At 73.3% G+C, this 26,283-nt stretch carries 20 protein-coding genes; 5 read left to right on the top strand and 15 right to left on the bottom strand.

Going from position 1 to position 26,283, the window contains the following annotated elements:
- Positions 1-4 precede the first annotated feature (4 nt).
- The 3 genes from ACFO3J_RS07965 to ACFO3J_RS07955 form a co-directional block, all read right to left on the bottom strand.
- Complete coding sequence (locus ACFO3J_RS07965) at positions 5-2,410, bottom strand: Tex family protein (RefSeq protein WP_386427528.1); 2,406 nt, start codon at positions 2,408-2,410, stop codon at positions 5-7.
- A gap of 39 nt (positions 2,411-2,449) precedes the next feature.
- Positions 2,450-2,995, bottom strand: coding sequence for a GNAT family N-acetyltransferase (locus tag ACFO3J_RS07960; RefSeq protein ID WP_386427526.1), 546 nt, complete (start codon positions 2,993-2,995; stop codon positions 2,450-2,452).
- Positions 2,996-3,063: 68 nt separating this feature from the next.
- Positions 3,064-4,497, bottom strand: a complete 1,434-nt coding sequence (locus tag ACFO3J_RS07955; RefSeq protein ID WP_386427524.1) for a M1 family metallopeptidase — start codon at positions 4,495-4,497, stop codon at positions 3,064-3,066.
- A gap of 178 nt (positions 4,498-4,675) precedes the next feature.
- Here ACFO3J_RS07955 and ACFO3J_RS07950 point away from each other — a divergent pair, with 178 nt between their 5' ends.
- Positions 4,676-5,392, top strand: coding sequence for a MerR family transcriptional regulator (locus ACFO3J_RS07950; protein ID WP_386427522.1), 717 nt, complete (start codon positions 4,676-4,678; stop codon positions 5,390-5,392).
- Here the strand turns inward: ACFO3J_RS07950 and ACFO3J_RS07945 are convergent.
- The 5 genes from ACFO3J_RS07945 to ACFO3J_RS07925 all read right to left on the bottom strand — a co-directional run bounded on the left by ACFO3J_RS07945 (position 5,389) and on the right by ACFO3J_RS07925 (position 12,928).
- A complete protein-coding gene (locus tag ACFO3J_RS07945) occupies positions 5,389-7,635 on the bottom strand; it encodes a 3-hydroxyacyl-CoA dehydrogenase NAD-binding domain-containing protein (protein WP_386427520.1) in 2,247 nt (748 codons plus the stop codon). The genes ACFO3J_RS07950 and ACFO3J_RS07945 overlap by 4 nt on opposite strands.
- 30 nt (positions 7,636-7,665) lie before the next feature.
- Positions 7,666-8,883 carry an acetyl-CoA C-acetyltransferase gene (locus ACFO3J_RS07940; protein WP_386427518.1) on the bottom strand — a complete coding sequence of 406 codons (1,218 nt, stop codon included), beginning with the start codon at positions 8,881-8,883 and terminating at the stop codon, positions 7,666-7,668.
- Between the two features lie 161 nt (positions 8,884-9,044).
- The gene (locus ACFO3J_RS07935; RefSeq protein ID WP_386427516.1) at positions 9,045-10,205 is read right to left on the bottom strand and encodes a CaiB/BaiF CoA transferase family protein; all 1,161 of its coding nucleotides are present in this window, start codon (positions 10,203-10,205) and stop codon (positions 9,045-9,047) included.
- Positions 10,206-10,338: 133 nt separating this feature from the next.
- Positions 10,339-11,868: an APC family permease gene (locus ACFO3J_RS07930; protein ID WP_386427514.1), complete on the bottom strand. Its 1,530-nt coding sequence runs from the start codon at positions 11,866-11,868 to the stop codon at positions 10,339-10,341.
- A gap of 103 nt (positions 11,869-11,971) precedes the next feature.
- Positions 11,972-12,928: a hypothetical protein gene (locus ACFO3J_RS07925; protein WP_386427512.1), complete on the bottom strand. Its 957-nt coding sequence runs from the start codon at positions 12,926-12,928 to the stop codon at positions 11,972-11,974.
- A gap of 265 nt (positions 12,929-13,193) precedes the next feature.
- On the opposite strand from ACFO3J_RS07925, the gene ACFO3J_RS07920 reads away from it, so the two are divergent.
- On the top strand, positions 13,194-14,690 hold the full coding sequence (locus ACFO3J_RS07920; RefSeq protein ID WP_386427510.1) for a hypothetical protein: 1,497 nt from the start codon (positions 13,194-13,196) through the stop codon (positions 14,688-14,690).
- A 166-nt stretch (positions 14,691-14,856) separates the two neighbouring features.
- Here ACFO3J_RS07920 and ACFO3J_RS07915 read toward each other — a convergent pair whose 3' ends face one another.
- The 5 genes from ACFO3J_RS07915 to ACFO3J_RS07895 form a co-directional block, all read right to left on the bottom strand.
- The gene (locus ACFO3J_RS07915; RefSeq protein ID WP_386427508.1) at positions 14,857-15,297 is read right to left on the bottom strand and encodes a nitroreductase family deazaflavin-dependent oxidoreductase; all 441 of its coding nucleotides are present in this window, start codon (positions 15,295-15,297) and stop codon (positions 14,857-14,859) included.
- 83 nt (positions 15,298-15,380) lie between these two features.
- Positions 15,381-15,932 (bottom strand): PspA-associated protein PspAB, encoded by a 552-nt coding sequence (gene pspAB, locus ACFO3J_RS07910; RefSeq protein ID WP_386427506.1) that lies wholly within the window; start codon positions 15,930-15,932, stop codon positions 15,381-15,383.
- Positions 15,932-16,831 carry a zinc metalloprotease HtpX gene (htpX, locus tag ACFO3J_RS07905; RefSeq protein ID WP_386427504.1) on the bottom strand — a complete coding sequence of 300 codons (900 nt, stop codon included), beginning with the start codon at positions 16,829-16,831 and terminating at the stop codon, positions 15,932-15,934. Before htpX ends, pspAB begins: the two co-directional genes overlap by 1 nt.
- A 233-nt stretch (positions 16,832-17,064) precedes the next feature.
- Complete coding sequence (locus tag ACFO3J_RS07900; protein WP_386427502.1) at positions 17,065-18,027, bottom strand: quinone oxidoreductase family protein; 963 nt, start codon at positions 18,025-18,027, stop codon at positions 17,065-17,067.
- 102 nt (positions 18,028-18,129) lie between these two features.
- Positions 18,130-19,290: a citrate synthase gene (locus ACFO3J_RS07895; protein ID WP_386427500.1), complete on the bottom strand. Its 1,161-nt coding sequence runs from the start codon at positions 19,288-19,290 to the stop codon at positions 18,130-18,132.
- A gap of 107 nt (positions 19,291-19,397) precedes the next feature.
- On the opposite strand from ACFO3J_RS07895, the gene ACFO3J_RS07890 reads away from it, so the two are divergent.
- The 3 genes from ACFO3J_RS07890 to ACFO3J_RS07880 all read left to right on the top strand — a co-directional run bounded on the left by ACFO3J_RS07890 (position 19,398) and on the right by ACFO3J_RS07880 (position 23,232).
- Positions 19,398-20,768 (top strand): citrate/2-methylcitrate synthase, encoded by a 1,371-nt coding sequence (locus ACFO3J_RS07890; RefSeq protein ID WP_386427498.1) that lies wholly within the window; start codon positions 19,398-19,400, stop codon positions 20,766-20,768.
- A gap of 148 nt (positions 20,769-20,916) precedes the next feature.
- Positions 20,917-21,288 carry a thioredoxin gene (gene trxA, locus ACFO3J_RS07885; RefSeq protein ID WP_386427496.1) on the top strand — a complete coding sequence of 124 codons (372 nt, stop codon included), beginning with the start codon at positions 20,917-20,919 and terminating at the stop codon, positions 21,286-21,288.
- Between the two features lie 303 nt (positions 21,289-21,591).
- Positions 21,592-23,232: a bifunctional 3'-5' exonuclease/DNA polymerase gene (locus ACFO3J_RS07880; RefSeq protein ID WP_386427811.1), complete on the top strand. Its 1,641-nt coding sequence runs from the start codon at positions 21,592-21,594 to the stop codon at positions 23,230-23,232.
- Positions 23,233-23,395: 163 nt separating this feature from the next.
- Here ACFO3J_RS07880 and ACFO3J_RS07875 read toward each other — a convergent pair whose 3' ends face one another.
- Entirely contained in the window at positions 23,396-24,787 is a 1,392-nt protein-coding gene (locus ACFO3J_RS07875; RefSeq protein ID WP_386427494.1) for a ricin-type beta-trefoil lectin domain protein, read from the bottom strand.
- 148 nt (positions 24,788-24,935) lie between these two features.
- Entirely contained in the window at positions 24,936-25,940 is a 1,005-nt protein-coding gene (locus tag ACFO3J_RS07870) for a lysylphosphatidylglycerol synthase transmembrane domain-containing protein (RefSeq protein WP_386427492.1), read from the bottom strand.
- Positions 25,941-26,283 lie beyond the last annotated feature (343 nt).

The following is a 26,283-nucleotide window of genomic DNA, read 5'->3' as shown; positions in this document are numbered from 1 at the left end:
CCGGTTACTTTCCCCCCGTCAGCCCCGCCCGCCGCAGGGCGTCCGCCATCGCCCCGCCGCCCGCGGTCGGCTGCCCGGCCCCCGAGCCCGGTCCGCCGCCGCGCCGGCCGCCGCCCTGACCGCCGCCCTGACCGCCGCCCTGACCCCCGCGGCTGGCCTGCCGCGGCGGGGCGCCGCCCTGGCGCTCGCCGCCGGCGCCGCCCCGCGGCCGGCCGCCGCCTCCCGCGCCGGCCTCGTCGTTGAGGCGCAGCGTCAGTGAGATCCGCTTGCGCGGCAGATCGATGTCCAGCACCTTGACCCGCACGATGTCACCGGGCTTGACGACCTCGCGCGGGTCGGACACATAGGAGTCGGACAGCGCCGAGACGTGCACCAGCCCGTCCTGGTGGACACCGACGTCCACGAAGGCGCCGAAGGCGGCCACATTGGTGACCACGCCCTCCAGCAGCATCCCCGGCCGCAGGTCCTTCATCTCCTCGACGCCCTCCTTGAAGGTCGCGGTCTTGAAGGCGGGCCGGGGGTCGCGGCCGGGCTTCTCCAGCTCGGCCAGGATGTCGGTGACCGTCGGCAGACCGAAGGACTCGTCGACGAAGTCCTGCGGCCGCAGGGTGCGCAGCACACCCGCGTTGCCGACCAGGCCGGCGATCCCGGTGCCGGCGGTGGCGCTCATCCGCCGCACCACCGGATACGACTCGGGGTGCACGCTGGACGCGTCGAGCGGGTCGTCGCCGCCCTGGATGCGCAGGAAGCCGGCGCACTGCTCGTACGCCTTCGGGCCGAGCCTGGCCACCTCCTTGAGGTCCTTGCGGGTACGGAAGGGGCCGTTGGTGTCGCGGTGGGCGACGATGTTGGCGGCCAGGCCCTCGGTGATGCCGGAGACCCGGCGCAGCAGCGGTACCGAGGCGGTGTTGACGTCCACGCCGACGCCGTTCACGCAGTCCTCGACCACCGCGTCCAGCGAGCGGGACAGCTTCGCCTCGGACAGGTCGTGCTGGTACTGGCCGACGCCGATCGACCGCGGGTCGATCTTGACCAGTTCGGCCAGCGGGTCCTGCAGACGGCGGGCGATGGACACCGCGCCGCGCAGCGAGACGTCCATGCCGGGGAGTTCGGCGGAGGCGTAGGCGGAGGCGGAGTAGACCGAGGCGCCGGCCTCGGAGACCACGGCCTTGGTGAGTTTCAGGTCCGGGTGCGCGGCGATCAGCTCGGCGGCGAGCTTGTCGGTCTCGCGGGACGCGGTGCCGTTGCCGATCGCGATCAGGTCCACCCGGTGGGCGGCGGCGAGCCGGGCGAGGGTGGCCAGCGAGTCGTCCCAGCGGTTGCGGGGGGCGTGCGGATAGATGGTGTCGGTGGCCACCACCTTGCCGGTGCTGTCGACCACCGCCACCTTGACGCCGGTCCGCAGGCCCGGGTCCAGGCCCATGGTGGCGCGGGTGCCGGCCGGCGCGGCCAGCAGCAGGTCGCGGAGGTTCGCGGCGAAGACCCGGACCGCCTCGTCCTCGGCCTCCTGGCGCAGCCGCACCCGCAGGTCGATGCCGAGCCGGACCAGGAAGCGGGTGCGCCAGGCCCAGCGCACGGTGTCGGCGAGCCATTTGTCGCCCGGCCGGCCGCGGTCGGCGATGTCGAATCGCTGGGCGATGCGACGCTCGAAGCTGGTCGGGCCCTCGGCGGGCTCCTCCGGCTCCATGGTGAGGTCGAGCACCTCTTCCTTCTCGCCGCGCAGCATCGCCAGCACCCGGTGCGAGGGCAGCTTGGTGAAGGGTTCGCCGAAGTCGAAGTAGTCGGAGAACTTCGCGCCGGCCTCCTCCTTGCCCTCCCGCACCTTCGCGGTCAGCCGGCCCTTGCTCCACATCCGGGTGCGCAGCTCCCCCACCAGGTCGGCGTCCTCGGAGAACCGCTCGGTGAGGATGGCCCGCGCGCCCTCCAGGGCCGCCGCGGCGTCGGCGACGCCCTTGTCGGCGTCGACATAGGCGGCCGCCCGCGTCTGCGGGTCCAGGCCCGGGTCGGCGAGCAGCACCTCGGCCAGGGGTTCCAGGCCGGCCTCGCGGGCGATCTGGGCCTTGGTGCGGCGCTTGGGCTTGTACGGCAGGTAGATGTCCTCAAGGCGCGCCTTGGAGTCGGCGGCCATGATCTGCGCCTTGAGCGCGTCGTCCAGCTTGCCCTGCGACTCGATGGACTCCAGTACGGCCGCGCGCCGCTCGTCCAGCTCCCGCAGATAGCGCAGCCGCTCCTCCAGGTTGCGCAGCTGCTCGTCGTCGAGGGTGCCGGTGGCCTCCTTGCGGTAGCGCGCGATGAAGGGCACCGTCGCCCCGCCGTCGAGCAGGTCGACGGCCGCGTGCACCTGCCCCTCGCGTACGCCGAGCTCCTCGGCGATCCTGGCCTCGACCGACCTCACTGCCGACGTCGTCACGATGCTGAACCCGCTCTCTTCGCTGGACTTCTGACCGCATTATCCAGGTCGGTGCAGCTTCTTCTCGAACCAGTGGTCGGCGAGCGAGTTGCCGTTGTACGGCTCGATCTCGACATAGCCCTGTCCGGCGTAGAGCGCGCGCGCCTCCACCAGGTCCTTGCGGGTGTCGAGGCGGATCCGCCCGGCGCCGAAGCCCGCCACGGCGAGCCGTTCCACCGCGTCGATCAGCAGCGCGGAGACTCCCTGGCCGCGCGCCTCGGGGCCGACGAACATCCGGGTCATCTCGACGGTGGCCGCGTCCAGCACGCGCAGGCCGACGCAGCCGACGGGCAGGCCGTCGCGGCGGGCGACCAGGAATTCACCGGTCGGGCGGACCAGATCGTCACTGGGCATCTCGGCCAGGGTGGCGGTGACCTCCTCGTCGGTGGTGGGCCGGCCGTAGTAGCGGACGATCAGCTCGGTGTAGTAGCGGCGCAGCAGGGCGGCGGATTCGGGGGCGGACACCGGGTGCGGGGCCACCGTCCAGCCGGCCGCGGGCACGGCGTTCGTCCTCGTGCCGTTCGGCCTCGTGTTGTTGGTCGTCACGCCGTTCATCCTGGCACCGGGCGGGGGCGGTTCTCCTCCGGTTTTCCGCCGTCAGGCGCCCGGCGGTCTCACAGCCGCGCGGGCTTCGCGCCGCCGTAGAGCCAAGTGGAGAACAGCGGGCTGAGATCCTTGCCGGTCAGGCGGCCGCAGAAGGCGGCGAATTCGGCGGTGGAGGCGTTGCCGTGCGGGTGGGCGGCGGGCCAGTCGCGCAGCAGCGCGGCGAACGCCTTGTCGCCCAGGGCCCGGTGGAGCTGGTAGAGGACGAGGGCGCCGCGTTCGTAGACCGGGGGCGCGAAGAGGCGGGACGCGGTCGGTGCGGCCGGGGCGAAGGTCCAGTTGCCGGGGTCGGCGAAGGCCGCGGCGGCGCTCCGTGCCAGGGACGCGCCGCCCTCGTGCTCGGTCCAGAGCCACTCGGTGTAAGTGGCGAAGCCTTCGTTGAGCCAGATGTCCTGCCAGCTGCTCGGCGTGGTCCAGTCGCCGAACCACTGGTGGGACAGCTCGTGGACGAGGGTGCCGACCGCCACGGCCGGCGGTCCGCTGTCGCCCGGGAAGACCGGGCGGTTCTGGGTCTCCAGCGCGTATCCGCCCTCGCCGCCCGGCAGATGGGCGACGATCGCGCCCGACGACTGGAAGGGGAAGGCTCCGAACAGGCCGCTCTCCCAGGCCAGGATCTCGGGGATGCGTCGCATGGCCGCGGCGGTCTGCCGGTCGTCGGAGCGCGGGTCGACCGCGACGTAGAGCGGCACCGCGCCGGGCGTACGGGACCGGGTGACGGTGTAGTGCCCGATGGCGACGGTGGCCAGATAGCTGGCCATCGGCTCGGTGGTGCGCCAGTGGAAGGAGGTCCGGCCGCGGGAGCCGGCGCGGCTGGCCAGTTCGCCGTTGGACACCGCGGTCAGACCGTCGGGGACGGAGACGGTGATGTCGTAGGCGGCCTTGTCCGAGGGGTGGTCGTTCCCGGGGAACCACGTCATCGAGCCGAGCGGTTCGCCGAGCGCCAGCGCTCCGTCGCCGGTGCTGAGCCATCCCTCGTGCGAGCCGTCCGGGTCGGTGAGCGGTTTCGGTACGCCCGCGTAGTCCACTGTCGTCTCGAAGCGGTCGCCGCGCCGCAGCGATCGCGCCGGGCGTACCACCAGCTCCGTTCCGGAGCGGCCCTCGGCGGCCGGTCGGCCGTCGACGGTGACCCGGCCGACATGCAGCCCCGAGAGGTCGAGGTCGAAGCGGCCCAGGTCCGCGGTGGCGGTCGCGGTGATCTCGGCCGTGCCGGTGAGCCGTCCGGTTCCGGGGTCGTAGGACAGGTCGAGGCCGTAGTGGGTGACGTCGTAGCCGCCGTTTCCCGCGTCCGGGAAGAGCCGGTCGCCCACTCCGGCGGCGCCGGCCGGGAATCCGGGCAAGGCCGCCGGCGGGCGCGCTTCCGCACCGCCGGAGCACGACAGGCAGCAGCCGAGCAGCAGCAGGATCAGGGCCGCCCGCAGCGGGGTCCGGACCGCGTGAAGACGCATCAGGTCAGCGTACGGTCCGGGCGGCGGCGGACCGCCGCGGCACTTCGGCCCGCCGTGCCGCCGTCCGTGCCACCTGCCGCGAGGTCCGCGCGGCGGGCCGGCGCGCCCCGGGCACCCGGGCATCCCGCCGCGTCCGTGCGGCCTTTCACCGGGCTGGTGGCGCGGCGATACTGTTCCGGTGCGCGAGACCGGTCTCACCGTCGACGAGCTGGCCGCCCGCGCCGGGGTGACGGTGCGTACCGTCCGCTTCTACGGCGCCCGCGGTCTGCTGCCGCCGCCCGCCATCGGGCCGCGCCGGGTGGGCAGATACGGGCCCGAGCACCTGTCCCGGCTGGCGCTGATCGAGGAGTTGCGGAGCCAGGGTCTGACGCTGGCCGCGATCGAGCGGTATCTGCGGCAGCTCCCGGACGGCATCACCGCCCACGATCTGGCGATCCACCGGGCCCTGGTGGCGTCCTGGCTGCCGGAGGGCATCGAGGACATCGACCGGGAGAAGCTGGAGCGGCGGGCGGGGCGCCCGCTGGCGGAGGCGGACCTCGACCGGCTGGCGGCGATGAACGTCCTGGAGCGCACCGGCGATCCGGACGCCTTCCGGGTGGACCCCGGCATCCTGCACCTGGGGATGCGGCTGCTGGACATGCCGATCCCGGTGGAGGCGATCCTGGCGGCCCGTGAGGTGATGCTGGAGCACGCCCGGGCGGCGGCCCGTGAGATCGGCCGCGTCTTCCGCGACGAGGTGCCGCGCCCGGAGCAGGTCGCCGCGATGCGCTCGCTGTCGGCGCAGATGCAACCGCTGGTCGTGCAGGCGCTGGTGACGGCCTTTCAGCGCACGCTGCGGGAGGAGGTGCGGGCCTGGCCGGATTCCCGGCCGGGCCCGCGCCCGTCTGCGTCCTAGGCCTGGGCCTGGGAGGGGGAACCGGCCGGCGCCGCCCGGGCGTCGGTGAACCGCTCGCCCGCCTCCGCCGTGGCCACCAGCAGCGCCGGCGGGGTGAAGCGCTCCCCGTAGGCCGCCGCCAGCTCCCGTGCCCGGGCGGTGAATCCGGCCGGGCCGCCCGGGTAGCCGTTGATGTACTGCAGGACGCCGCCGGTCCAGGCCGGGAAGCCGATGCCCAGCAGCGAGCCGATGTTGGCGTCGGCGACGGAGGTGAGGACGCCCTCCTCCAGCAGCCGTACGGTGTCGAGCGATTCGGCGAACAGCATCCGTTCCCGCATGTCGGTGAACGGGATCTGCCCGGCCGGCCGGCCGGTGCGGTCCCCGGGGGCGCGGTCTGCCGCGGCTCCGAAGTGCTCGGCCAGGCCCGGCCAGAGCCCGGTGCGGCGGCCGTCCTGGTAGTCGTAGAATCCGGCGCCGCCGCTGCGCCCCGGGCGGCCGAACTCGTCCACCATCCGGTCGATGACCCGCTCGGCGGGGTGTTCCCGCCAGCTGCCGCCGGCGGCCTCGACCGCCTCGCGGGCCTCGCGGCGGATCCTGCGCGGCAGGGTCAGGGTCAGCTCGTCCAGCAGCGAGAGCACCTTGGCGGGGTAGCCGGCCTGGGCCGCCGCCTGCTCGACCGAGGCGGCGGGGACGCCCTCGCCGACCATGGCGACGCCCTCGTTGATGAACTGGCCGATGACGCGGGAGGTGAAGAAGCCGCGCGAGTCGTTGACCACGATCGGGGTCTTGCGGATCTGCCGGACCAGGTCGAAGGCGCGGGCCAGCGCCTCGTCGCCGGTCCGCTCGCCGCGGATGATCTCCACCAGCGGCATCCTGTCCACCGGTGAGAAGAAGTGCAGGCCGATGAAGTCCCGCTGCCGCCGGACGCCTTCGGCGAGCAGGCCGATGGGCAGGGTGGAGGTGTTGGAGCACAGCAGCGCGTCGGGCGCCACGATCCCCTCGATCTCCTGGAACACCTTGTGCTTGAGGCCCGCGTCCTCGAAGACCGCCTCGATCACCGCGTCGCAGCCCGCGAGGTCGGCCGGGTCGGCGGTGGGGGTGATCCTGGCCAGCAGCTCGTCCCGCTTGCGCGGCGTGGTGCGGCCCTTGGCGAGCGCCTTGTCGAGCAGAGCGGCGGAATGCGCCTTGCCGCGGTCGGCGGCCTCCTGGGTGACGTCCTTGAGCACCACGTCGAGGCCGGCCCGGGCGCAGGAGTAGGCGATTCCCGCGCCCATCATGCCGGCGCCGAGGACGGCGACCCTGGTCACCTGGCGGGCGGGGACGTCCTTGGGCCGGCTGGCGCCGGAGTTGACCGCCTGCATGTCGAAGAAGAAGGCCTGGATCATGTTCTTCGAAGTGGGGCCGCAGGCCAGTTCGGTGAAGTAGCGCCCCTCGATGGTGAAGGCGGTGTCGATGTCGACCTGGGCGCTCTCCACGGCGGCGGCCAGGATGGAGCGGGGCGCCGGGTAGGGCGCGCCGGCCAGTTGCTTGGTCAGGTTGGCCGGGAAGGCCGGCAGGTTGGCGGCGAAGGACGGGCTCTTCGGGGTGCCGCCGGGGATCTTGTAGCCGGGGGCGTCCCACGGCTGGCGGGCGTCGGGGTTGGCCCGGATGAAGGCGCGGGCGCTGTCCAGCATGGCGTCGCGGTCGGTGGCCACCTCATGGATCAGCCCGGCCTCCAGGGCGCGCCGGGCGGAGTACTGGCGGCCCTGGAGCAGCACGGTGAGCAGCGCGTCGGCGATGCCGAGCAGCCGTACGGTACGGACCACACCGCCGCCGCCGGGCAGCAGGCCCAGGGTGACCTCGGGGCAGCCGATCCGGGTGCCGGGCGTGTCGAGGGCGATGCGGTGGTGGCAGGCGAGCGCGATCTCGTAACCGCCGCCGAGGGCGGCGCCGTTGATGGCCGCCACGACCGGCTTGCCGAGGGTCTCCAGCCGCCGCAGGCGGCTCCTGACGCGCATCGAGCCGGCGAAGACCCGCTGGGCGTCGTCCGGGGTGGCGCGGATCAGGTCCCGCAGGTCGCCGCCGGCGAAGAAGGTCTTCTTCGCCGAGGTGATGATGACACCGGTGATCCGGTCGAGCTCGGTGTCCAGCCGGTCGAGTACGGCGTCCAGGGAGTCGGCGAAGGCCGCGTTCATGGTGTTGGCGGACTGGTCGGGGTCGTCCAGGACGAGGGTGACGACGCCGTCGGCGTCCTGCTCCCAGCGGATGGTGGTGGACTCGCTCATGGTCGGGTGCTCCGTTGGATCCGTAGGCGGTCAGGACAGGCGTTCGACGACGGTGGCGACGCCCATGCCGCCGCCGACGCAGAGGGTGGCGAGCCCGTACCGCTGGTCGCGGCGCTCCAGTTCGTCGATCAGGGTGCCCAGGATCATCGCGCCGGTGGCGCCGAGCGGGTGGCCGAGCGCGATGGCGCCGCCGTTGACGTTGACCTTGTCGATGCTCACTCCCATGTCGGAGGCGAAGCGCAGCACGACGGCGGCGAACGCCTCGTTCATCTCGATCAGGTCGATGTCGTCGATGGTCAGCCCGGCCTTGGCCAGCGCCTTGCGGGAGGCGGGGGCGGGTCCGGTGAGCATGATGGTGGGCTCGGAGCCGCAGACCGCGGCCGAGACGATACGGGCCCTGGGGGTCAGCCCGTAGCGCTCGCCGGTCTCCCGGTTGCCGATGGCCACCAGCGCGGCGCCGTCCACGATGCCGGAGGAGTTGCCGGCGTGGTGGACATGGTCGATCCGCTCCACCCAGTGGTATTTCTGCAGGGCCACCGCGTCGAAGCCGCCGGCCTCGCCGACCGTCGCGAAGGAGGGCTTGAGGCCGGCCAGCGACTCGGGGGTGGTCCCGGGGCGCATGTGCTCGTCGTGGTCGAGGACCGTCAGGCCGTTGACGTCCAGCACCGGGACCACCGAGCGGGCGAAGCGGCCTTCCTTCCAGGCCTCGGCGGCGCGCTCCTGGGACAGGGCGGCGTAGGAGTCGACGTCGTGCCGGCTCCAGCCGCCGAGGGTGGCGATCAGGTCGGCGCCGACACCCTGCGGGATGAAGCCGACCTGGAAGGAGGTCATGGGGTCCATCGCCCAGGCGCCGCCGTCCGAGCCCATGGCCACCCGGGACATGGACTCGACGCCGCCGGCCAGGATCAGGTCCTCCCAGCCCGAGCGGATCTTGGCGGCGGCCAGGTTGACCGCTTCGAGCCCCGAGGCGCAGAAGCGGTTCTCCTGGACACCGGCCACGCTGTCCGGCAGCCCGGCGGCGACGGCCGCGATCCGGGCGATGTCCGAGCCCTGGTCGCCGAGCGGGCTGACGACGCCGAGCACGATGTCGTCGATGGCGGCCGGGTCCAGGTCCGGGAAACGGCGCCGGAGCTCGTGGATGAGGCCGACCACGAGGTCGATCGGCTTGGTGCCGTGCAGGGAGCCAGTCGCCTTTCCGCGCCCGCGCGGGGTGCGTACGGCGTCGTAGACGTAGGCGTCGGTGCTCAACGTCGTGCCTTTCGGTGAGGGGCGGGCGGGCTGTCCGGGCGGCGGGGTGTCCGGGAGTCCGGGACCTTGCGGGGGACCGGGGTCCCGCGGGCCTTGGCGGGCGGCGCGGCCGGCGCGGTCGGCGGGGGCGTACGGATATGGCCGCCGGTCGGCTGTCGCGGTTACGGTGCCGGTCTGCCGAGCAGTGCCGGTACGTCCCAGTCTCCGGCGACACCGGCGGTGTGCGCTCCCGGCCGCGCGGGCGGGCGGCGTACCGATGTCGGTGTCCCGGAGAAGCGGGGCGCCGGGACCGGCTGGATGATCCCGGCGTCCTCGGTGAAAGTGCCGCGGGCCGCCAGGTGCGGGTGGCCGGGCGCCTCCGCCAGGGAGAGCACCGGGGCCACGCAGGCGTCCGAGCCTTCGAACACGCCGGTCCACTCGTCGCGGGTGCGGGTGCGGAAGCGGGTGGCGACGGCGGTGCGCAGTTCCTCCCAGCGTGCCGGGTCCGCCCGCAGCCCGGCTTCCCCGGGCGTCAGCCCGAGCAGCGCGGCGAAGGTGTCGTAGAAACGCTGCTCCAGGGCGCCGACCGCCATATGGCCGCGGTCCGCGGTCTCGTAGACGCCGTAGAAGGGGGCGCCGCCGTCCAGCAGATTGGCGCCGCGGCGGTCCTGCCAGGCGCCGGCGGCGCGCATGCCGTGGATCATCGCGGTCAGATGGGCGGTGCCGTCCACCACGGCCGCGTCCACGACCTGGCCCCGGCCGCCGGTCCGGGCGTGGTGGAGCGCGGCGAGGACACCGGTGACGAGGTAGAGCGAGCCGCCTGCGTAGTCGCCGAGCAGATTGGCGGGGGCCACCGGCGGAGCGCCGGCCGGACCGGTCAGGGCCAGCGCGCCGGTGACGGCGATGTAGCCGATGTCGTGGCCCGCCGTCGCGGCGAGCGGACCGGTCTGGCCCCAGCCGGTCATCCGGCCGTAGACCAGCCGCGGGTTGCGGGCCAGGCACGCCGCGGGGCCGACGCCGAGGCGCTCGGCGACACCCGGCCGGTAGCCCTCGATCAGGATGTCGGCGCGTTCGGCCAGGTCGAGTACGGTGCCGGGGCCGTCGTCGGTCTTGAGGTCGATGAGGACCGAGCGCTTGTTGCGGTTGGTGACGTCGCGGGCCGGGTCGATGCCGAGGCCCGGGCCGCCGGGACGGTCGACGCGTACGACATCGGCGCCGAGGTCGGCCAGCAGCATGGCGGCGAACGGGCCGGGGCCGATCCCGGCCAGTTCGAGGACGCGGACTCCTGCCAGCGGACCGGCTGCCGGGGAGGGGGGCGGCCGGTCTGACAGTTCTGATGTCACATCAGTGATGCTAAGAACGTGTTCCAGTCTTGGCAAGGGCTGGCTGAGCGCCCGCTCAGTCGGCCCCCGGCCGCCCGGTCAGCGGCCCGCCCGCGCCCGGGTGGGCGGGGCGGGCGGGCCGTGGGTGTCCCGGTCAGACGGAGGTCTCCGCCGCGCTGGCGGCCTTGTCCAGCTGGAAGGCTTCGTTGCCCTGACCGATCCGGGCGTGCGCGGTGGGGTTCTTCACCTTCAGCACCGCCCCGTAGATCAGGCCGGCCAGCGCGGCGATGCCGACGATGCCGGGCAGGATCCAGCGCAGGCCGTGCCCGGGGTCCACACCGAGCAGCACCTTGAAGTCCTTGACCGCGTAGAAGGCGATCACCAGCAGCGCCACCGCCGCGACACCGGAGGTGACGAGCCGCCAGGCCTGGACACGGGCGGCGCCGCGCTTGATGAAGAACACGATGATGGCGATCGACGAGACCGCCATCAGCACCACCACACCGAGCGCGCCGATGTTGCCCGCCCAGGTGAACAGCCGCAGCATCGGGGCGAACGACGGGTCGCCGCCCGGCTTGTTGTCGGTGATCGCGAAGGCGGCGACCACGACCAGCGCGACGACGGTCTGGATGAGCGAGCCGACGACCGGAGCGCCGCCGGAGCGGGTGGTGCGGCTGACCCCGGCGGGCAGCAGGCCGTCGCGGCCCATGGCGAAGGCGTAGCGGGCGACCACGTTGTGGAAGCTGAGCAGCGAGGCGAAGATGCCAGTGATGAAGAAGACGTTCAGGATGTCGGTGAACGTGTTGCCGATACGTGCCTCGTTGAGGTCGAAGATCATGGTCGGGCTCTTCTGCGCGGCCCCGACCACGCTCGAAGGACCGGCCGCCACGGTGATCGCCCAGGCGCTGAACGCGAAGAACAGGGTGGCGAATCCGACCGCCAGGAACATCACCCGGGCCACCACGCGCTGGGGCTTGGCGGTCTCCTCGGCGTAGACCGGGGCCTGTTCGAAGCCGGTGAAGGCGGCGATGCAGAAGCACAGCGCGGTGCCGAAGCCGGCGCCGGTGATGGTGCTGGGGTTGAAGGCGTGCATCGAGACGCCCTGCGGGCCCGGGTCGGACAGGAAGCTGATGTCGAAGACCACGATGAGCAGCGTCTCGACGAGCAGCAGCACGCCGAGGACCTTGGCGTTGACGTCGATCTTGAGGGCGCCGAAGATACCGGCGATCAGTACGCCGCCCAGCGCCGGCCACCACCAGTCGATGTTGTGGTGCCAGTGCTCACCGATCTGGCTGGAGATCTCGAAGCCGAAGATGCCGTAGATGCCGCACTGCAGGATGCTGTACGAGGCCAGCGCGACATAGGAGGCGGCGGCGCCCACGGTGCCGCCGAGGCCGCGCGCTATGTAGGCGTAGAAGGCGCCCGCGTTGTGCACATGACGGCTCATCTCGGCGTAGCCGAAGCTGAACAGGACGAGAACGACGCCGAGGATGAGGAAGATCAGCGGTACTCCCACGACGCCGACCGCGGCGAAGGTGGTGGGCACCACTCCGGCCACCACCATGAGCGGAGCGGTCGCCGCGAGGACCGACAGGAGAAGGCCCGGAGTACCGATCCGGTCCGCGCGCAAGGCGCGGTCCTCACCCTTGAACGTGCTGATCTCGGTGGTACTGCCCGTCAGCATGGCTGCGGTTCCTTCCGGTGGAGGTGGTGCGGGTTCGGGACCTGCCCGGGACTGGTCCCGGGCGTGTACGGGGTTTATGCGGGCCTGTTGGGGCTTGTTCGGGCTATGCGGAACCGAAGCCGAGTGCGTAGTTGCGTGCGGCGCGGAACGTCTTCTTCGGGTCGCGGTCGAGGTACGACCACGGGACGCGGGTCGCCAGCGGCCCTATCCGGTTGAACAGGGCCGCGGCGGCGACCGTGTCCCCGGAGTGGAACTTGGCGAAGGCGAGGTAGTTCAGGTCCAGGGCCAGCCGCGGATGGCTCCGGTTGTCCCAGTCCAGCCACCAGTCGAAGGCGGACCGCAGACTGGTGCGGGCCCGCGGGCTGGTCCAGTACGGGAGCCGGGCCGGGTCGCCCGGCATGGCGCCGGCGGCGGCCAGCGCGCGGTAGCGCTCGACCAGGGCGATCAACGGCAAGGTGGCGAGCGGCGATCCGGGCCCGGCCTCGCCCGCCGCCCACTCGGCGAACTCGTAGACCTCGTGGAACGGGTCGTCGCCGTCGGTCTTCTGACGCTCCGCCAGGCACTGGGTCATCAGATAGTGCGCGTGGTGGTGGCCGCGGTGCCGGCCGCGGACCTGGTCGAAGGCCCGCACCTGCTCGTCGTCGGTGCCGGTGCGGCGGGCCAGGATCAGCAGGCCCAGCCAGGGCGTCGGGTCGCTCGGGGTGGCCCTGGCCACCCGCAGGCACGCGTCGCGGGCCGAGTCGACGCTCTGCTTGCCGTTGGCGGCGCGGAAGACGGCGGCGGCGGCGCCCAGCGCGGCGGCGTCCGGGCTCTCCGGCTCGGCCAGCTGCCACTCCTGCGCCCACGCGGCGCTGGACTTGCCCTCGCCGAGCACGACCAAGCGGTGGCCACGGCTGTCCCAGTCGTCGCCGGTCCGCGCCAGGAGCGCACGGACATCGGTCCAGCGACCCTGGGTCAGGGCGGCTCGGGCGGCGATGAGTTCCTCGTCGCCGAATGCGGGATCAAAAGCCACGTCGTCCTTGCCACGCGAGAAGCGGAAGGGTGGCGGCGGTGGGGTCATCCGCGGGCAGCCCTCCACGGCAGCGCGTTACGTCAAGTGATCGCGAACAGCCAACCGGTAGGCGGCAGTCTGCTACAAGTGCGGACCTGTTGTCTCGGTGTAGTCCGGTATCGTTGCCGGGGTTTGAGACAGGGAACGGCGCTGGTGACGGCCTCCGGCTGGCGCCGGAAGCCGACTTCCTGATATTCGAAAGCCTGATCGCAAGTACGGCAGGGGCGTGCGGCGGCGCGGCGCGGTGAGCGCCGCGCAGTGGGGACCAGGTGGCATGGAAGGCAGCAACGTGGCAGGGGAAGGCTCCGCCGCGTCCGCACACCCGCTCGCCTATGTGCGGCGAAGACACGGCTGGAGCTATCAGGACCTGGCCCGGGTGATCGCCGACCACGCCCGCGCGCTCGGGGTGCCGATGGCGGCGCGCCGGGAGAAGGTGTGGCGGTGGGAGCACTGGGGGGTGGTCCCGGAGGCCGACAGCCAGCGCGCGCTGGCCCGGGCACTGGGCATCCCGGCCAGGGAGCTGGAGACCCGCCCGTGGCCGCGCTGGCTCCCGGCCCACGGCGGGATGCCGGACGGCCTGCCCTGGACCGCCGAGGGCAGTCTGAGCGCGCTCACCTCCCTGGTGGACGACGGCGGTTCCGACCCGCGCGGTTTCCCGATCGCGGACGAGCGGGCGCTGCTGGACGCGATAGCCGACTGGGACGCCGCCCGGGCGGAGGCCGGGCCGGCCGGCCTGGTCGTCGGGGCGGCGGCAGGGGGCGCGGCGGCCGCCGCCACGGGCGGCGGTGATCCGGCGGCCCGGCCCGCCGAACCTCCCGTGGTGGCGCCGCGTCCGGGACTGACCGACGCGTCCTTCGGGGGCGGGGCGCGGCGGGTGCCGGCCCAGGGCGCGGAGCCCGCGATGGAGCGGGACGACGGTCCCGCCGCGGTCGACGGCACCGTGGTGGCCTGGCTCGAAGCCGGTGTGCTGGGGCTGCGGCAGCTGGACGACCGGCTGGGCGGCGGCGCCGTACGGCATCGGGTGCAGGCCGATCTGCGGCTGGTGTGCGGGCTGTTGAGCCGCGGTACGCAGCCGCGCGCCACACAGACCCGGCTGCTGCGGACGGCGGCCGATCTGGCCCAGCTCGGCGGGTGGGCGGCCACCGACACCGGCCGGCACAGCGCCGCGCAGCGCCACTATCTGACCGGGCTCCGGCTGGCGCACACCGCAGGGGACCGCGCTATGGCCGTGGCGCTGTGGGGGGGCCTGGCGCTGCAGGCGGTGATCGCCGGCCGGCCGCAGGAGGCGGTGGCCGCGGCGGAGGCGGCGGTACGGGCGGCCGGCGGCGCTCCCCCGGTGGTGCGGGCGCTGGCCGCGAGCCGGCTCGGCCGGGCGCATGCCGCGCTCGGCGCCGAGGGCGCCTTCCGGCGGGCCGCCGCCGAGGCCGAACGCCGGCTGGAGGCGGCCGGGAAGGACCCGGGGCCGCCGTGGCTCTACTGGTTCGACCGGGCCGAACTCGCCGCCCAGAACGGCCAGTCGCTGCTCGACCTGGGGGCGGCGGACGAGGCCGGGCCGCTGCTCGAACGGGCCCTGGCGCAGCAGGACCCGGCCTTTCTCCGCGACCGCAGCCTCTATTCGGCCCGCGCCGCCGAGGCCCGCGCGCTGACCGGCGACATCGACGGCGCCCGGGTGCTCGGCCGCGAGGCCGCGCGGCTGTCCCGCCAGTGCGGCTCGCCCCGGCTGGCGGCCGCTCTGGACTCCCTCAAGGCCTGCCTGGACGACCGGTCCTGACAGCGCGCCCCGACAATCGCGCCCTGATGATCGCCCGGTCCTGGCGGCCGGTTCTGACGAGTGACGAGTGCGGCGGGTCCCGCGCTCATGGGTAAGGGGCGCCCGCCAAGAGCGGGCGCCCCTTACCGGGGTCGTGGGGAGCGAGGGCGCCGGGCCCCCGCCCGGGTCAGATCCGGCTGAGCCTGATCACCGGGATGTCCCGGTCGGTCTTCTTCTGGTACTCCTCGTACGGGGCGTACACCTCGAGCAGGTGCGGCCATACGCGGGCCTTCTCCTCGGGCGACAGCACCTCGGCGCGGGCGGCGAACCGCTCGTCCAGCACCCGCAGATGCACCTCGGGGTGCTCCTGGAGGCTGAGGAACCAGACGGGGTGCTCGGGCGCGCCACCCTTGGACGCGACGATCAGGTAATCGTCGCCGTCACGGCCGAAGATCAGCACGGTGCGGCGCCAGTCACCGCTGAGGCGGCCCCGGTAGTCCAGCAGCAGGCAGGGCGAGCCGTTCAGGTCGGTGCCCTCGGCGCCGTTCGACTCCTCGTAGCGGCGGGCCTGTTCGGCCACCCACGGGGTCGGGCTGATCTTGACGGTGGCCGGGTCGTAAAGGGTCATGCACTTGCCTCCAGGACGTATTCGGTCGGCGACGATCACCACCATAGGCTCGTCTGCCCCGCCCGGTGACCTCGCGAACGGCCTCACAGGCCCGGGGCGCCCCAGACCGGGAACCAGCGGGACAGATCGTTCTCCAGCCGGAGATCGTTCACCACCAGTGCCTTGACCTGGAGCTCCAGCGCGCTGTCCCGCTTCTCGTCGGGCAGCGGGGCGAAGGGGTAGAAGCTGCCGCGCTTGTAGAGGTAGACCAGCGCCAGCGACCGGCCGGCCGGGTCCTTGAAGCCGACCAGGGAGCACAGCAGCTGCGGCCCGAATCCGTGCTCCTCCAGCGCGGAGTTCACGGCGTGCAGATCGGTGACGAGGTCGGTGATCGCCGCCGGGTCGTGCCGGGACATCAGCCAGGTGTAGCCGTAGGAGTCCTGGGTCGCCTCGACCGACAGCAGCGCGTCCAGATCCTGGCGCATCTCGGCGAAGGCGCCGCCCTCGACCGCGGCGAAGCACACCGAGCCCAGCCCGGTGGGCCGCAGCTCGCTGGCGGCCTCCAGGGTGATGGCGGCCGAACTCAGTCCGAAGAGCTGGTCGAGATCGGGGCGGACGGGTTTGGTGCGGCCCAGCAGTACGTCCAGCAGACCCATCAGCGGCGGTCCAGTTCGAGGGTGATCCGGCCGAGCTGCTCCAGTCGCTTTTCGAGGGTGGGGTGGGTGGACAGCAGCCGGGAGATCGACGGGCCGCCGCTGAGGGCCGGCGCGAAGAAGAACGCGTTGAACGGCTCGACCTTGCGCAGGTCCCGGGTGGGGATGGCGGCGATCTGACCGCTGACCTTGGTCAGGGCGGAGGCCAGCGAGGAGGGGCGGCCGGTGAGCAGCGCGGCGCTGCGGTCGGCGGACAGCTCGCGGTAGCGCGACAGCATCCGGGTGAGCAGGAAGCTGATCACATAGACGACCGCGCTGACCAGCGGCACCAGGACCACCAGGGCGGCGGTGCCGGGGTCGCGGGCCCGCCGGAAGCCGCCCCACAGTCCGATCCGGGTGACGACACCGGCCAGGATGCCAAGGAAGGAGGCGATCGTCATGACGGCGACGTCCTTGTGCGCGACGTGCGAGAGCTCGTGCGCGATCACGCCCTCCAGCTCGTCCGGCTCCAGCCGTCGCAGCAGGCCGGTGGTGGCGCACACCAGGGTGTTCTTCTGGTTGCGGCCGGTGGCGAAGGCGTTCGGCACGTCGGAGTCGGCGATGGCCACCCTGGGCTTGGGGAGGTCGCCGAGCGCGCAGATCCGGTCGACGACGCCGTGCAGCTCGGGCGCCTGTTCGGGGGTGACCTCGTGGGCGCCCATGCTGAAGGCGGCGATGCGGTCGCTGAACCAGAACTGGGCGATGAACAAGATGCCCGCGATCACCAGGATCACCGGCCAGGACCCTTGCAGCAGGACCAGCAGGGCGCCGACGAAGACGACGTACAGCAGTCCGATCAGGAACATCGTGACGACCATCCGGGTCGTCAGTCCCCGGTCTGGCGCGAAGCGGTTACGGTTCATATGCCCCTCCCGAGTCGTGCGGGGCGCGGGTCACCGGCCGCGACCCGACGTGCTCCGTGAATGGATACAGCCCTCAATGGTGTATCTACCCAATTGTTGCAACGACGGGAGCGACCCGAGGGGTTCCGCCCTTCGGGTGCCTTGTCCGGAGTTTTACCCACCGCGGGCCCCTTCCACGGCCTCAGAGGGGCGGGGAAGGGCATCCGGGGCGCGTCATCAGGCCGCTGAGCTGGTCATTCCCGGCCGGTCACATCGAGTACGAGCTTGCCGGAAGTGCGCCGGGCCCGCAGATCCCGGTGCGCGCGGGCGGCCTCGGCCAGCGGGTACACCCCGCCGATCTGCGGCCTGAGGCGGCCGTCGCCGACCATTTCGAGGAGTTCGGCGATCGGTTCGTGGTACATCCCGGGGCGGCTCAGGCAGTGGGCCAGCCAGAAGCCGACGACCGAGCGTGAGCGCCCCATCAGCCGCGCCGCCTGTATCGGGGTGGCCGGGACCCTGGACGCCATACCGTAGGTGACGAGCCGGCCGAAGGGCGCCAGCGCGGCGAGCGAGGCGTCGAAGACCGGGCCGCCGGTCATCTCCAGCACCACGTCGACCTTGTGTCCGCCGTTGGCCTCGATCAGGCGCTCCCTGAGCTCCTCGGGTCCGCCGTCGATCGCGATGTCGGCGCCGAGCTCCAGGGCCAGGTCGCGCTTGTCCTTGGAGGAGGCGGTGGCGATCACCCGCCCGGCGCCGTACGCCCTGGCGAGCTGTACCGCGAGCGAACCGGTGCCGCCGGCCGCCGCGTGCACCACCACGCTCTCGCCGCCGGCCAGCCGCGCGGCGGTACGCAGCAGGTGCCAGGCGGTGAGGCCCTGGACGACCACCGCCAGCGCCTGTCCGTCGGTGATGCCCGGCGGCAGCTCGACGGCCAGTCGCTCGGGTGCGACGGCCTGCTCGGCGTAGCCGCCGTTGCCGGTGAGCAGGGCGACCACCCGGCGGCCGTCCGGGGTGCGGCCGACGACCTCGCCGCCGGGTACCAGGGGCAGCGCGGCGCGGGAGAGGTAGGAGTCGTCGACGGTGTGGGTGTCCGCGTAGTTGACACCCGCGGCGTCGACCCGGATCAGCAGCTGTCCGGGGCCCGCCACCGGGTCCGGCAGCTCGGCCTCGTGGAGCACCTCGGGGCCGCCGAACTCGGTGATCTGGATGGCGCGCACGCTGGACTCCTCCGCGGGGACGCGGCTCTGCCGGGCGGCAGAACCTCTCCGCAGAGATTACCGACTGGTCGGTATGGAGCATAGGGTGCGACGGTCGCGACGTCAGGCGAGCGGCACCGGCTGCGCGGGCGGCGGCCCGACATAGCGGGCGGCGGGCCGGATGATCTTGCTGTCCTCGGCCTGCTCCAGGATATTCGCGCTCCAGCCGACCACCCGGGCCGCGGCGAAGGTGGGAGTGAACATCTCGCGGGGCAGCCCGCACAGCTCCATCACCACCCCGGCGAAGAACTCCACGTTGATGTGCAGCTCGCGGCCGGGTTTCAGCTCGGCGAGCAGGGCCTCGGCGCGCTCCTCGACCCGCACCGCGAAGTCCACCAGCTCGCCGCCGAGGCCGCGCGCGATGGCCTTGAGCATCCGCGAGCGCGGGTCCTCGGTGCGGTAGACCGGGTGGCCGAAGCCCATGATCCGGTCACCGGCCAGGATGTGCTCGCGCAGCCAGTCGTCGATCCGGTCCGGCGTACCGATGGCGTCCAGGGTGTCCAGCGCGCGGCTGGGCGCGCCGCCGTGCAGCGGGCCGGACAGCGCGCCGACCGCGCCGACCAGGCAGGCGGCCAGGTCCGCGCCGGTGGAGGCGATCACCCGGGCGGTGAAGGTGGAGGCGTTGAAGCCGTGGTCGACGGTGGAGATCAGATAGCGCTCGATCGCCCGCGCCCTGGCCGGATCGGGCTCCTGCCCGGTGATCATGTAGAGGTAGTTCGCCGCGTACGGCAGGTCGTCACGCGGCTCGACCGGTTCGAGTCCCCGCCCGAGCCGGTGCAGCGCGGTCAGCAGCGTGGGTACGGCGGCGCAGGCGGCCAGCGCGTCGGCCCGGCGGCGCGGCGGGTCGATGTCGTAGAGCGGACGGAAGCCCGCCGCGGCGCCGGCCAGCGACAAGGCGGTCCGCAGTCCGGCGAGCGGCCCGGCCGAGGCGGTGCCGCGGGCGATCGCGGGCAGCGCCGCGCGCACGTCGGCGGACAGGTGCCGCAGCGCGGCGGTCTCGGCGGTGAAAGCGGCCCGCCGGGCGGCGTCCGGCAGCGTGCCGTCGGACATCAGGTGCCAGACGTCCTCGAAGCTGCGGTTCTCCGCCAGTTCGACCGCGGAGAACTCCCGGTAGTGATAGAAGCCCTCGGCGCCGCGGACGTCACCGAGTGACGTATCGGCGACGATCACGCCCTTGAGACCTCGGGGTACGTCGATCGGAGCCTTGCGTTCGGCGGTCGGCATGGTCTTCCTCCTTGACTATTGACTTGACTGTCTATCATTGATTTCGAGCGTGTCAATGTTGATCGAATCAATATGGATTCCGGAAACAGTCCCGGTACGGTGTGCACATGACGGAAGAATGGGCGGATTCGGCGAACGAGGCCGGTCCCGACAGGCCCGCCGCGGCGGCCGACCCTACGAATGGCGGTAGCGGCGGCGGCCGGGACGGCGGCGCGGGCACCGGCGGCGACGGCCGGATCAGCACCCGCGAGGCGGCGGGCCGCCTCGGCGTCAAACCGGAGACGCTGTACGCCTATGTCAGCCGCGGCCAGCTCGGCAGCAAGCGGGCGGCGGGCGGCCGGGGCAGCACTTTCGACCCGGCCGAGGTCGAGGCGCTGGCCCGGCGCGGCCGTCCCGCTCCGCCCGAGTCCGCCACCGGACCGGCGGCCGGGCTGACCGGCGGGGCGGCGGCCGGCTGGACCCAGGTGCGCACCGGCATCACCCTGATCGACGCCGACCGCTACTACTTCCGCGGCGTCGACGCGGTCGCGCTGGCCGAGGCGTACGCCTACGAGGAGGTGGCCGAGTGGCTGTGGACGGGGGTGCTCCGGCGCGGGGTGCGCTTCACCGCTCCCCCGCAGCCGCTGTCGGCGGCCCGCAGGACGGTCGCCTCGCTGCCCGCCGACTGCGGCCCGATGAACCGGCTGCGGGTCGCGGTGGTCGCGGCGGCCACCGCCGACCCGCTGCGCTTCGACCTCTCGCAGGAGGCCGTGCTCGGCTCGGCGCGCTCGCTCATCCCGACGATGGTGGACGCGCTGCCGCCGCTCGGCCCGCCGCACCGCGGCGGCGGCCCGCTGGCCCAGCGGCTGTGGTCGCGGCTGACCGCGCAGCCCTCCGACGAGGCGTCGCTGCGGGTGCTCGACGCGGGCCTGGCCCTGCTCATCGACCACGACCTGGCCGCCTCCATCCTGGCCGCCCGGGTCGCCGCCTCGGCCCGCGCGCATCCGTACGCGGTGGTGTCGGCGGGCCTCGGCGCGCTCGACGGCCCGCTGCACGGCCAGGCCAGCGCGCTGGCCCACCGGATGCTCGCCGAGGTGCTGGAGCGGGGCGGCGCGGGTCCGGTGGTCGCCGAGCACCTGCGGGCCGGGCAGCGCGTCCCGGGACTCGGCCACCCCCTTTACCGCGGGGAGGACCCGCGGGCCCGGCTGCTGTTCGCCCTGCTCGACCGGGTACCGGCCGCCGCGGACGCGCTGGCCGCGGCCCGGGACGTGGTGACGACCGCCGCCCGGGACGCCCCCCTGCACGCCAATGTCGACCTCGCGCTCGGCGTGCTGTCGCTGTCCTCCGGCATGCCGGTGGAAGCCGGCGAGACGGTGTTCGCGGTGGCCCGCACGGCCGGATGGATCGCCCACGCGCTGGAGGAGTACGGGGAGCGGCCGCTGCGGATGCGGCCCAACGGGTCCTACGACGGACCGCGGCCGGCGCAGCCGCTGCCGTGAGCGCGGGTCGGCGGGAGCATCTCCCCTCGGGCAGTGCTCAGGGGCCGGACGACGCCTCCACCAGCGGCGGTTCGGCGCAGGCGGACGAGCGGACGCCGGGTGGCGGCGGGCGAGGAATTTCCGGGCGGCGGAGCTCGTTGGGGAGGGCATGAGCACTGTGGAGCTGACCAAGGAGAACTTCGACGAGGTCGTGTCTTCGAACGACTTCGTCCTCATCGACTTCTGGGCCGACTGGTGCGGGCCGTGCAAGATGTTCGCCCCGGTGTACGACAAGGCGTCGGGCACGCATCAGGACCTGGTCTTCGCGAAGGTCGACACGGAGGCGCAGCCGGAGTTGGCGGCGGCCTTCCAGATCCAGTCGATCCCGACCCTGATGATCGTGCGCGACAAGGTGGCGATCTTCGCTCAGCCGGGCGCTCTCCCCGCGCCCGCGCTCGAAGACGTCATCGCCCAGGCGCGTGCCCTCGACATGGACGAGGTGCACAAGTCCGTGGCGGAGGCCCAGAACAACAACGCGTAACCCCCAGGGGGTACGCCGTTCCACCCGCCGGGCACTGACCGGCGGGAGCGTGCCGTTCGGCGCGGCACCCGGCCGGGCGCTCGCCGGCCGGTGGCGTACGCCTGTGTTCCCACGGCATCCGCGGCGGTGCCGGACCCCTCATGACCGTACGGTCGGACGGGTCCGGCACCGCCGCGGCGCGTCGGGGCGGGTCGGCGTAGGCGGGGCCGCGGCCGCCTGCCGCGCGGCAGTGTGTTGTCAGCGGCGGCGCATAGGGTCGGTGGCGTGGCGGGTGACGGTGGGCGCGGCGGGCGGGTCGTCGTGATGAGCGATCCGGTCGGGGCCGGGGGAAGACTGCGCCGCGTCGGGGAGGACGGGGAGCCGGTAGGCGCCGAGGAGTCGGTTGCGGATCTCGCCGCCGAGGTGCTCCGGCGGGAGGCGGCGGAGCGGCCGCGGTGGGTGTGGGCGGCGACGGACGAGGTTTATCCGGGGCTGCCCCGGGTGGCGCGGTGCCATGACGTGAAGCTGGTGGAGACACTGCTGCTCGGCCAGGAGGGGCGGCACGGGCGTCCCCGGGCGCTCGGGGCCGCCTGGGCACGGCTGCGAGGACTGCCGGAGCAACCCGACGCTCCCGAGCCGGGCGCGGAGGACCAGCCGGTGCTGTTCGCGGCGGACCGGCATCATCTGCCGCAGGGCACCGATCCGCTGACCGCGCTGATCGCCGTGCACGCGGCCCAGCTGCGCCGGATCGCCGCCGGCGAGCACCCGGACCGGATGCGGCTGCTGTGCGCCGCCGAGTCCGCCGGTGCGCTGGCCGCGGTGGAGATGAGCCAGGACGGGCTGCCCTGGAGCGCCGCCGCCCACGACGAACTGCTGACCGCCCTGCTCGGCCCCCGCCCGGCGGCCGGTGCGCGGCCCGCCCTGCTGCTGGACCTCGCCGCCCGCGTCCAGCAGGCCCTGGGCCAGCCGGTCAACCCGGACTCCCCTGCGCAGGTGCTGCCCGCCTTCGCCCGGCTCGGTGTCCAGCTGCCGTCCACCCGCTCCCACGAGCTGCGCCGGATCGACCACCCGGCCGCCGCCCTGCTGCTGCGCTACAAGGAGCTGTCCCGTATCCATGTCGCGCACGGCTGGGCCTGGCGCGAGCGCTGGGCACCGGGCGGCCGCTTCCGTCCGGAGTATGTGGCCGGCGGGGTGGTCACGGGCCGCTGGGCCAGCCGCGGCGGCGGCGCGCTGCAGATCCCGCGGCTGCTGCGGGGCGCGGTGATCGCCGATCCGGGGCACCGGCTGGTGGTGGCGGACGCCGGCCAACTGGAGCCGCGGGTGCTGGCGGCGATGTCGGGGGACGAGGGGCTCACCCGGGCGGCGGCGGCCGGCGATCTGTACGCGGCGCTGGCCGAGGACGCCTTCGACGGCGACCGGGGGCGGGCGAAGATCGGCCTGCTGGCCGCGATGTACGGCCAGACCGGTGGCGAGGCGGGCCAGCCGCTGGCGGTGATGCGGCGCCGCTTCCCCTCGGCGCTGGCCCTGCTGGAGGCCGCGGCCCGCACCGGCGAGGCGGGCGGCGCCGTACGGTCGCAGCTGGGCCGTACGTCTCCGACGCCTTCCGCCGACCGCTTTCTCGACGAGTCCGCCGATCCCGCCGACGGCGCCTCGCCGGACCGGCGGGCGGCCCGGTCCTGGGGGCGGTTCACCCGCAACTTCGTGATCCAGGCCAGCGCTTCGGACTGGGCGCTGGCGATGCTGGCGGCACTGCGCCGCCGGCTGGCGGAGACCGGTCCCGAAGCGCGGCTGGTGTTCTTCCAGCACGACGAGGTGATCGTGCACACCCCCGCCGCACTGGCGGCGCGGGTGGAAGCGGCGGTGACGGCGGCGGGCGAGGAGGCCCGCCGGCTGGTCTTCGGCGCCACCCGGGTGCCGTTCCCGTTGCAGACGCACAGCGTGCGCAGCTACGCGGACGCCAAGTAGCCGCGGCCGCCGTCCCGCTGCCCTGTCCCCCCGCCGCGGTCCGTGCGTGCCTCCGCTCCCCGGCCGCGCGGCATGGTTGCATCGCGAGAACCATGTCCGTACGGCGGGGAGCGGAGAGTCGTGTCACCCGGCGGCCGGTCCTGCGACCCGGCCGCCCCGTCCCTCAGCCGTTGTACTGGGCGAAGGTGCGGGTGAAGTCCCAGGCCTGCTGCGAGACTCCGGAGCAGGTGTCGTCGTTGGGGTAGGCGCCCGGGCAGGGCCGGTCCCGGTTGGTGGACCAGAAGGTCAGCCGGGCCAGGTGGTGGGTCTGCGCGTAGGCCAGGATGGTACGGAAGTCGTTGACGGTGACGGTCTCGTTGTTGTCGGTGATGCCGTTCATGGACGAGATTCCGCTGTGCCGGTAGGCCTGGTCGTCGCTGTAGCCGTAGGCGCTCTTGAGCGCGTTCTTCAGGCCGTCGGTGGCCTGTGTGGTGAGGGTGCCCATGTTCTGGCCGGCCCCGCCGAAGTCGAAGGGCATGATCGTCCAGGCGTCGACGGTGAGGCCGGAGGCGGCCGCCTTCTTGATCAGGCCGGTGTCGGGGCCGCTCTGGCCGGTGCCCATGGTGACGTAGACGGCGATGCCGGGGTTGGTGGACTTGACCGTCTTCAGCGCGTCCACGGTGCGCTGCTGGACGGTGGCGTTGCTGTAGGCATCCGCCTCGATGTCGATGTCGATGGCCTTGAGCCCGTAGGCGCTGATCACCTTCTGGTACGCCCCGGCGAGCGCGCTCGCGCTGGTGCAGGAGGACTCCAGCTTGTTGCCGCTGTAGCCGCCGAAGGACGGGACGATGTCGCCGCCCGCCGACCTGATCTTGTTGATGGTGGTCTGGTCGACGCCGCCGGTGAGCGGGCGGCCGCCGTCCCACTGCGGATTGCAGGTGCCGTTGCTGAGCACGAAGGCCAGGGTGAACCACTTGACCCCGGTGGCGTTCATGACGGTGGCCGGGTCGGGCGGGTTGCCCCAGCCCTCGTAGAGGTACGGGGCCACGGCCGGGACGCCGGTGGCGGGCGGCGGGCTGGTCGGCGGCGGGGTGGTGCCGCCGCCGGACGGCAGGGTCCATTTCTGGTTGGCGGAGCCGGCGCAGTCCCAGATCTGCAGCCGGGTGCCGTTGGCGGAGCTGGGGCCGGTCGCGTCCAGGCAGCGGCCGGAACCGGAGTTGACCAGCTCTCCGCCGGTGGCGGTCCACTTCTGGGCGGCGGTGCCGTTGCAGTCGTACAGCTGCACCTTGGTGCCGTTGGCGGTGCCGGCCGCGGTGACGTCCATGCACTTGCCGAGGGCCTGGAGACTGCCGTCGGAGGCGACCGTCCAGTTCTGCGCCGTGGTGCCGTTGCAGTCGTAGAGCTGGATCGCGGCGCCGTTGGCGCTGCTGGCCGCCGCCACGTCGACGCACTTGCCGCCGTAGCCGCTGATGGCTCCGGCGGCGTCGGCGCCGGACGCGTTCTGGACGATGCCGAAGGCACCGAGGGCTCCCGCGGCCAGCGCGGTGGTGGCGAGGATGCTGATGGACCTTCTCATCGGCCGTTCACCGTCCGCTTCATGTCATGCTCCTGACAGGATGGAGGGCGACGAACACCCTGGGGGACTTCGCTCACGTCTTAGTTCAGGACGTGATTCAAGTGGTGGGGACGAGCGACCGTCAAGGGTTTCGGCAAAGGTCTGTACCTTAAAGTTCGCGGCGGCGTACCAGCACGGCGAGCACCAGCACCCCGGGGACCAGCGGCAGCCAGGCCGTGAACAGCCGGTAGCCCAGGACCGCCGAGGTGGCGGCGACCATCGAGGCGCCCGCCGTCACCAGCGCCAGGCCCAGCGCCGCGTCCAGCGAGCCGAGGCCGGCCGGCGTCGGCAGCCAGCCCGCCGCGGTGCTCGCGAAGAGGTAGGCCACCAGTACGCCGCTGACCGGGACCGGCGCGTGCACCGCGCGGATCACCGCGACCATCACGGAGGCGTGCATCAGCGGGAAGGCCAGCGAACCGCCCCACAGCGCCGCCACCCGGAACCGGTCGTGGTGCAGCGCCCGCAGATCGTCGGCGACCGAGGTCAGGAAGCTGCGCAGCCGTGAGCGCAGCAGGCGGGCGCAGCGCGGCAGCAGCATCGCCACCACCACCAGCAGCACCACGACCCCGGCGATCAGCAGCGGCTGTCCGGGCAGCACCAGGCCGCCCGGGGCCAGCCGGTGGAAGTGCAGGGCGGTGGGGAAGAGCAGCAGCACCGTCAGCAGCAGCACCACCCGGGCGAGCCCGGCGGCGCCGGCCCGTACCGCCAGCGAGGTCACCGAGTGGGTCGGGGTCAGCCCGCGGCGGATCAGGAAGCGCAGGCTGACGGCGTTTCCGCCGACCCCGGCGGGCAGCAGGTGGTTGGCCGCGGAGGCGGCGAACTGCGAGGCCAGCAGGAGCAGCGGCGGCAGCTTGCGGACCACCGCGCCCTGCAGGGCGGTGGCGGAGCACACCCAGGTCATGAAGGCGGCGAGACCCGCCACCGAGAGCCAGTAGCGGTCGGCCGAACTCAGGCGCGCCGCACTGGAGTCGATCAGCGGCCACTGCTGCACGAGGAAGAGCGCGACGAGCACCATCGGCAGCAGCACCGCCGCCGTCCGCAGGGTGGTGCGCTGCCAGGCCGACCGCCCGGGAACACGCTGCCAGAGGGTGTCCTCGGTACGGGTGACGGTCACGGGGACTCCTCGTCGCGGGAGGTTCGGCGGTGGGGGGCCGCCGTGAGCGGGACTCTTCGTGGCGGAGGACGCCGGGCGCGGGGCGATGGCGGGCGAAACGGTGAACGGCCAGTCCAGATTAGGCCGCTCCGGACCCGGCGACCTACCCGCGCAGGGCCACACGGGTCAACACACTCAGTGAACCCGGTGCGACGAACAGGTGCTTCCCGGCCAGCTGTCCCACCGCGATCCCGGTTCCGCCACCCGGAAGGGGGCACCCGGATTACCCCGTTCGATGATCACCCCGGGTACGGCGCGTCACCGGTCCGTGGAGCTCGGGGTCACCTGTTCGTGGGCATGCCGA

The organism is Streptomyces polygonati, from assembly GCF_042650325.1.
GTDB classification, from domain to species: domain Bacteria; phylum Actinomycetota; class Actinomycetes; order Streptomycetales; family Streptomycetaceae; genus Actinacidiphila; species Actinacidiphila polygonati.
Note: the sequence above shows the minus strand (reverse complement) of the source record. Positions and strands in the feature narration are given on the sequence as shown.

What these genes read in the sequence shown, in the direction of transcription:
- ACFO3J_RS07955 (WP_386427524.1), bottom strand. Translation starts at nt 4,497, where the DNA reads ATGCGTCTTCACGCGGTCCGGACCCCGCTGCGGGCGGCCCTGATCCTG.
- ACFO3J_RS07945 (WP_386427520.1), bottom strand. Translation starts at nt 7,635, where the DNA reads ATGAGCGAGTCCACCACCATCCGCTGGGAGCAGGACGCCGACGGCGTC.
- ACFO3J_RS07930 (WP_386427514.1), bottom strand. Translation starts at nt 11,868, where the DNA reads ATGCTGACGGGCAGTACCACCGAGATCAGCACGTTCAAGGGTGAGGAC.
- ACFO3J_RS07925 (WP_386427512.1), bottom strand. Translation starts at nt 12,928, where the DNA reads ATGACCCCACCGCCGCCACCCTTCCGCTTCTCGCGTGGCAAGGACGAC.
- ACFO3J_RS07920 (WP_386427510.1), top strand. Translation starts at nt 13,194, where the DNA reads ATGGAAGGCAGCAACGTGGCAGGGGAAGGCTCCGCCGCGTCCGCACAC.
- ACFO3J_RS07915 (WP_386427508.1), bottom strand. Translation starts at nt 15,297, where the DNA reads ATGACCCTTTACGACCCGGCCACCGTCAAGATCAGCCCGACCCCGTGG.
- pspAB (WP_386427506.1), bottom strand. Translation starts at nt 15,932, where the DNA reads ATGGGTCTGCTGGACGTACTGCTGGGCCGCACCAAACCCGTCCGCCCC.
- htpX (WP_386427504.1), bottom strand. Translation starts at nt 16,831, where the DNA reads ATGAACCGTAACCGCTTCGCGCCAGACCGGGGACTGACGACCCGGATG.
- ACFO3J_RS07895 (WP_386427500.1), bottom strand. Translation starts at nt 19,290, where the DNA reads ATGCCGACCGCCGAACGCAAGGCTCCGATCGACGTACCCCGAGGTCTC.
- ACFO3J_RS07890 (WP_386427498.1), top strand. Translation starts at nt 19,398, where the DNA reads ATGACGGAAGAATGGGCGGATTCGGCGAACGAGGCCGGTCCCGACAGG.
- trxA (WP_386427496.1), top strand. Translation starts at nt 20,917, where the DNA reads ATGAGCACTGTGGAGCTGACCAAGGAGAACTTCGACGAGGTCGTGTCT.
- ACFO3J_RS07880 (WP_386427811.1), top strand. Translation starts at nt 21,592, where the DNA reads ATGAGCGATCCGGTCGGGGCCGGGGGAAGACTGCGCCGCGTCGGGGAG.
- ACFO3J_RS07875 (WP_386427494.1), bottom strand. Translation starts at nt 24,787, where the DNA reads ATGAGAAGGTCCATCAGCATCCTCGCCACCACCGCGCTGGCCGCGGGA.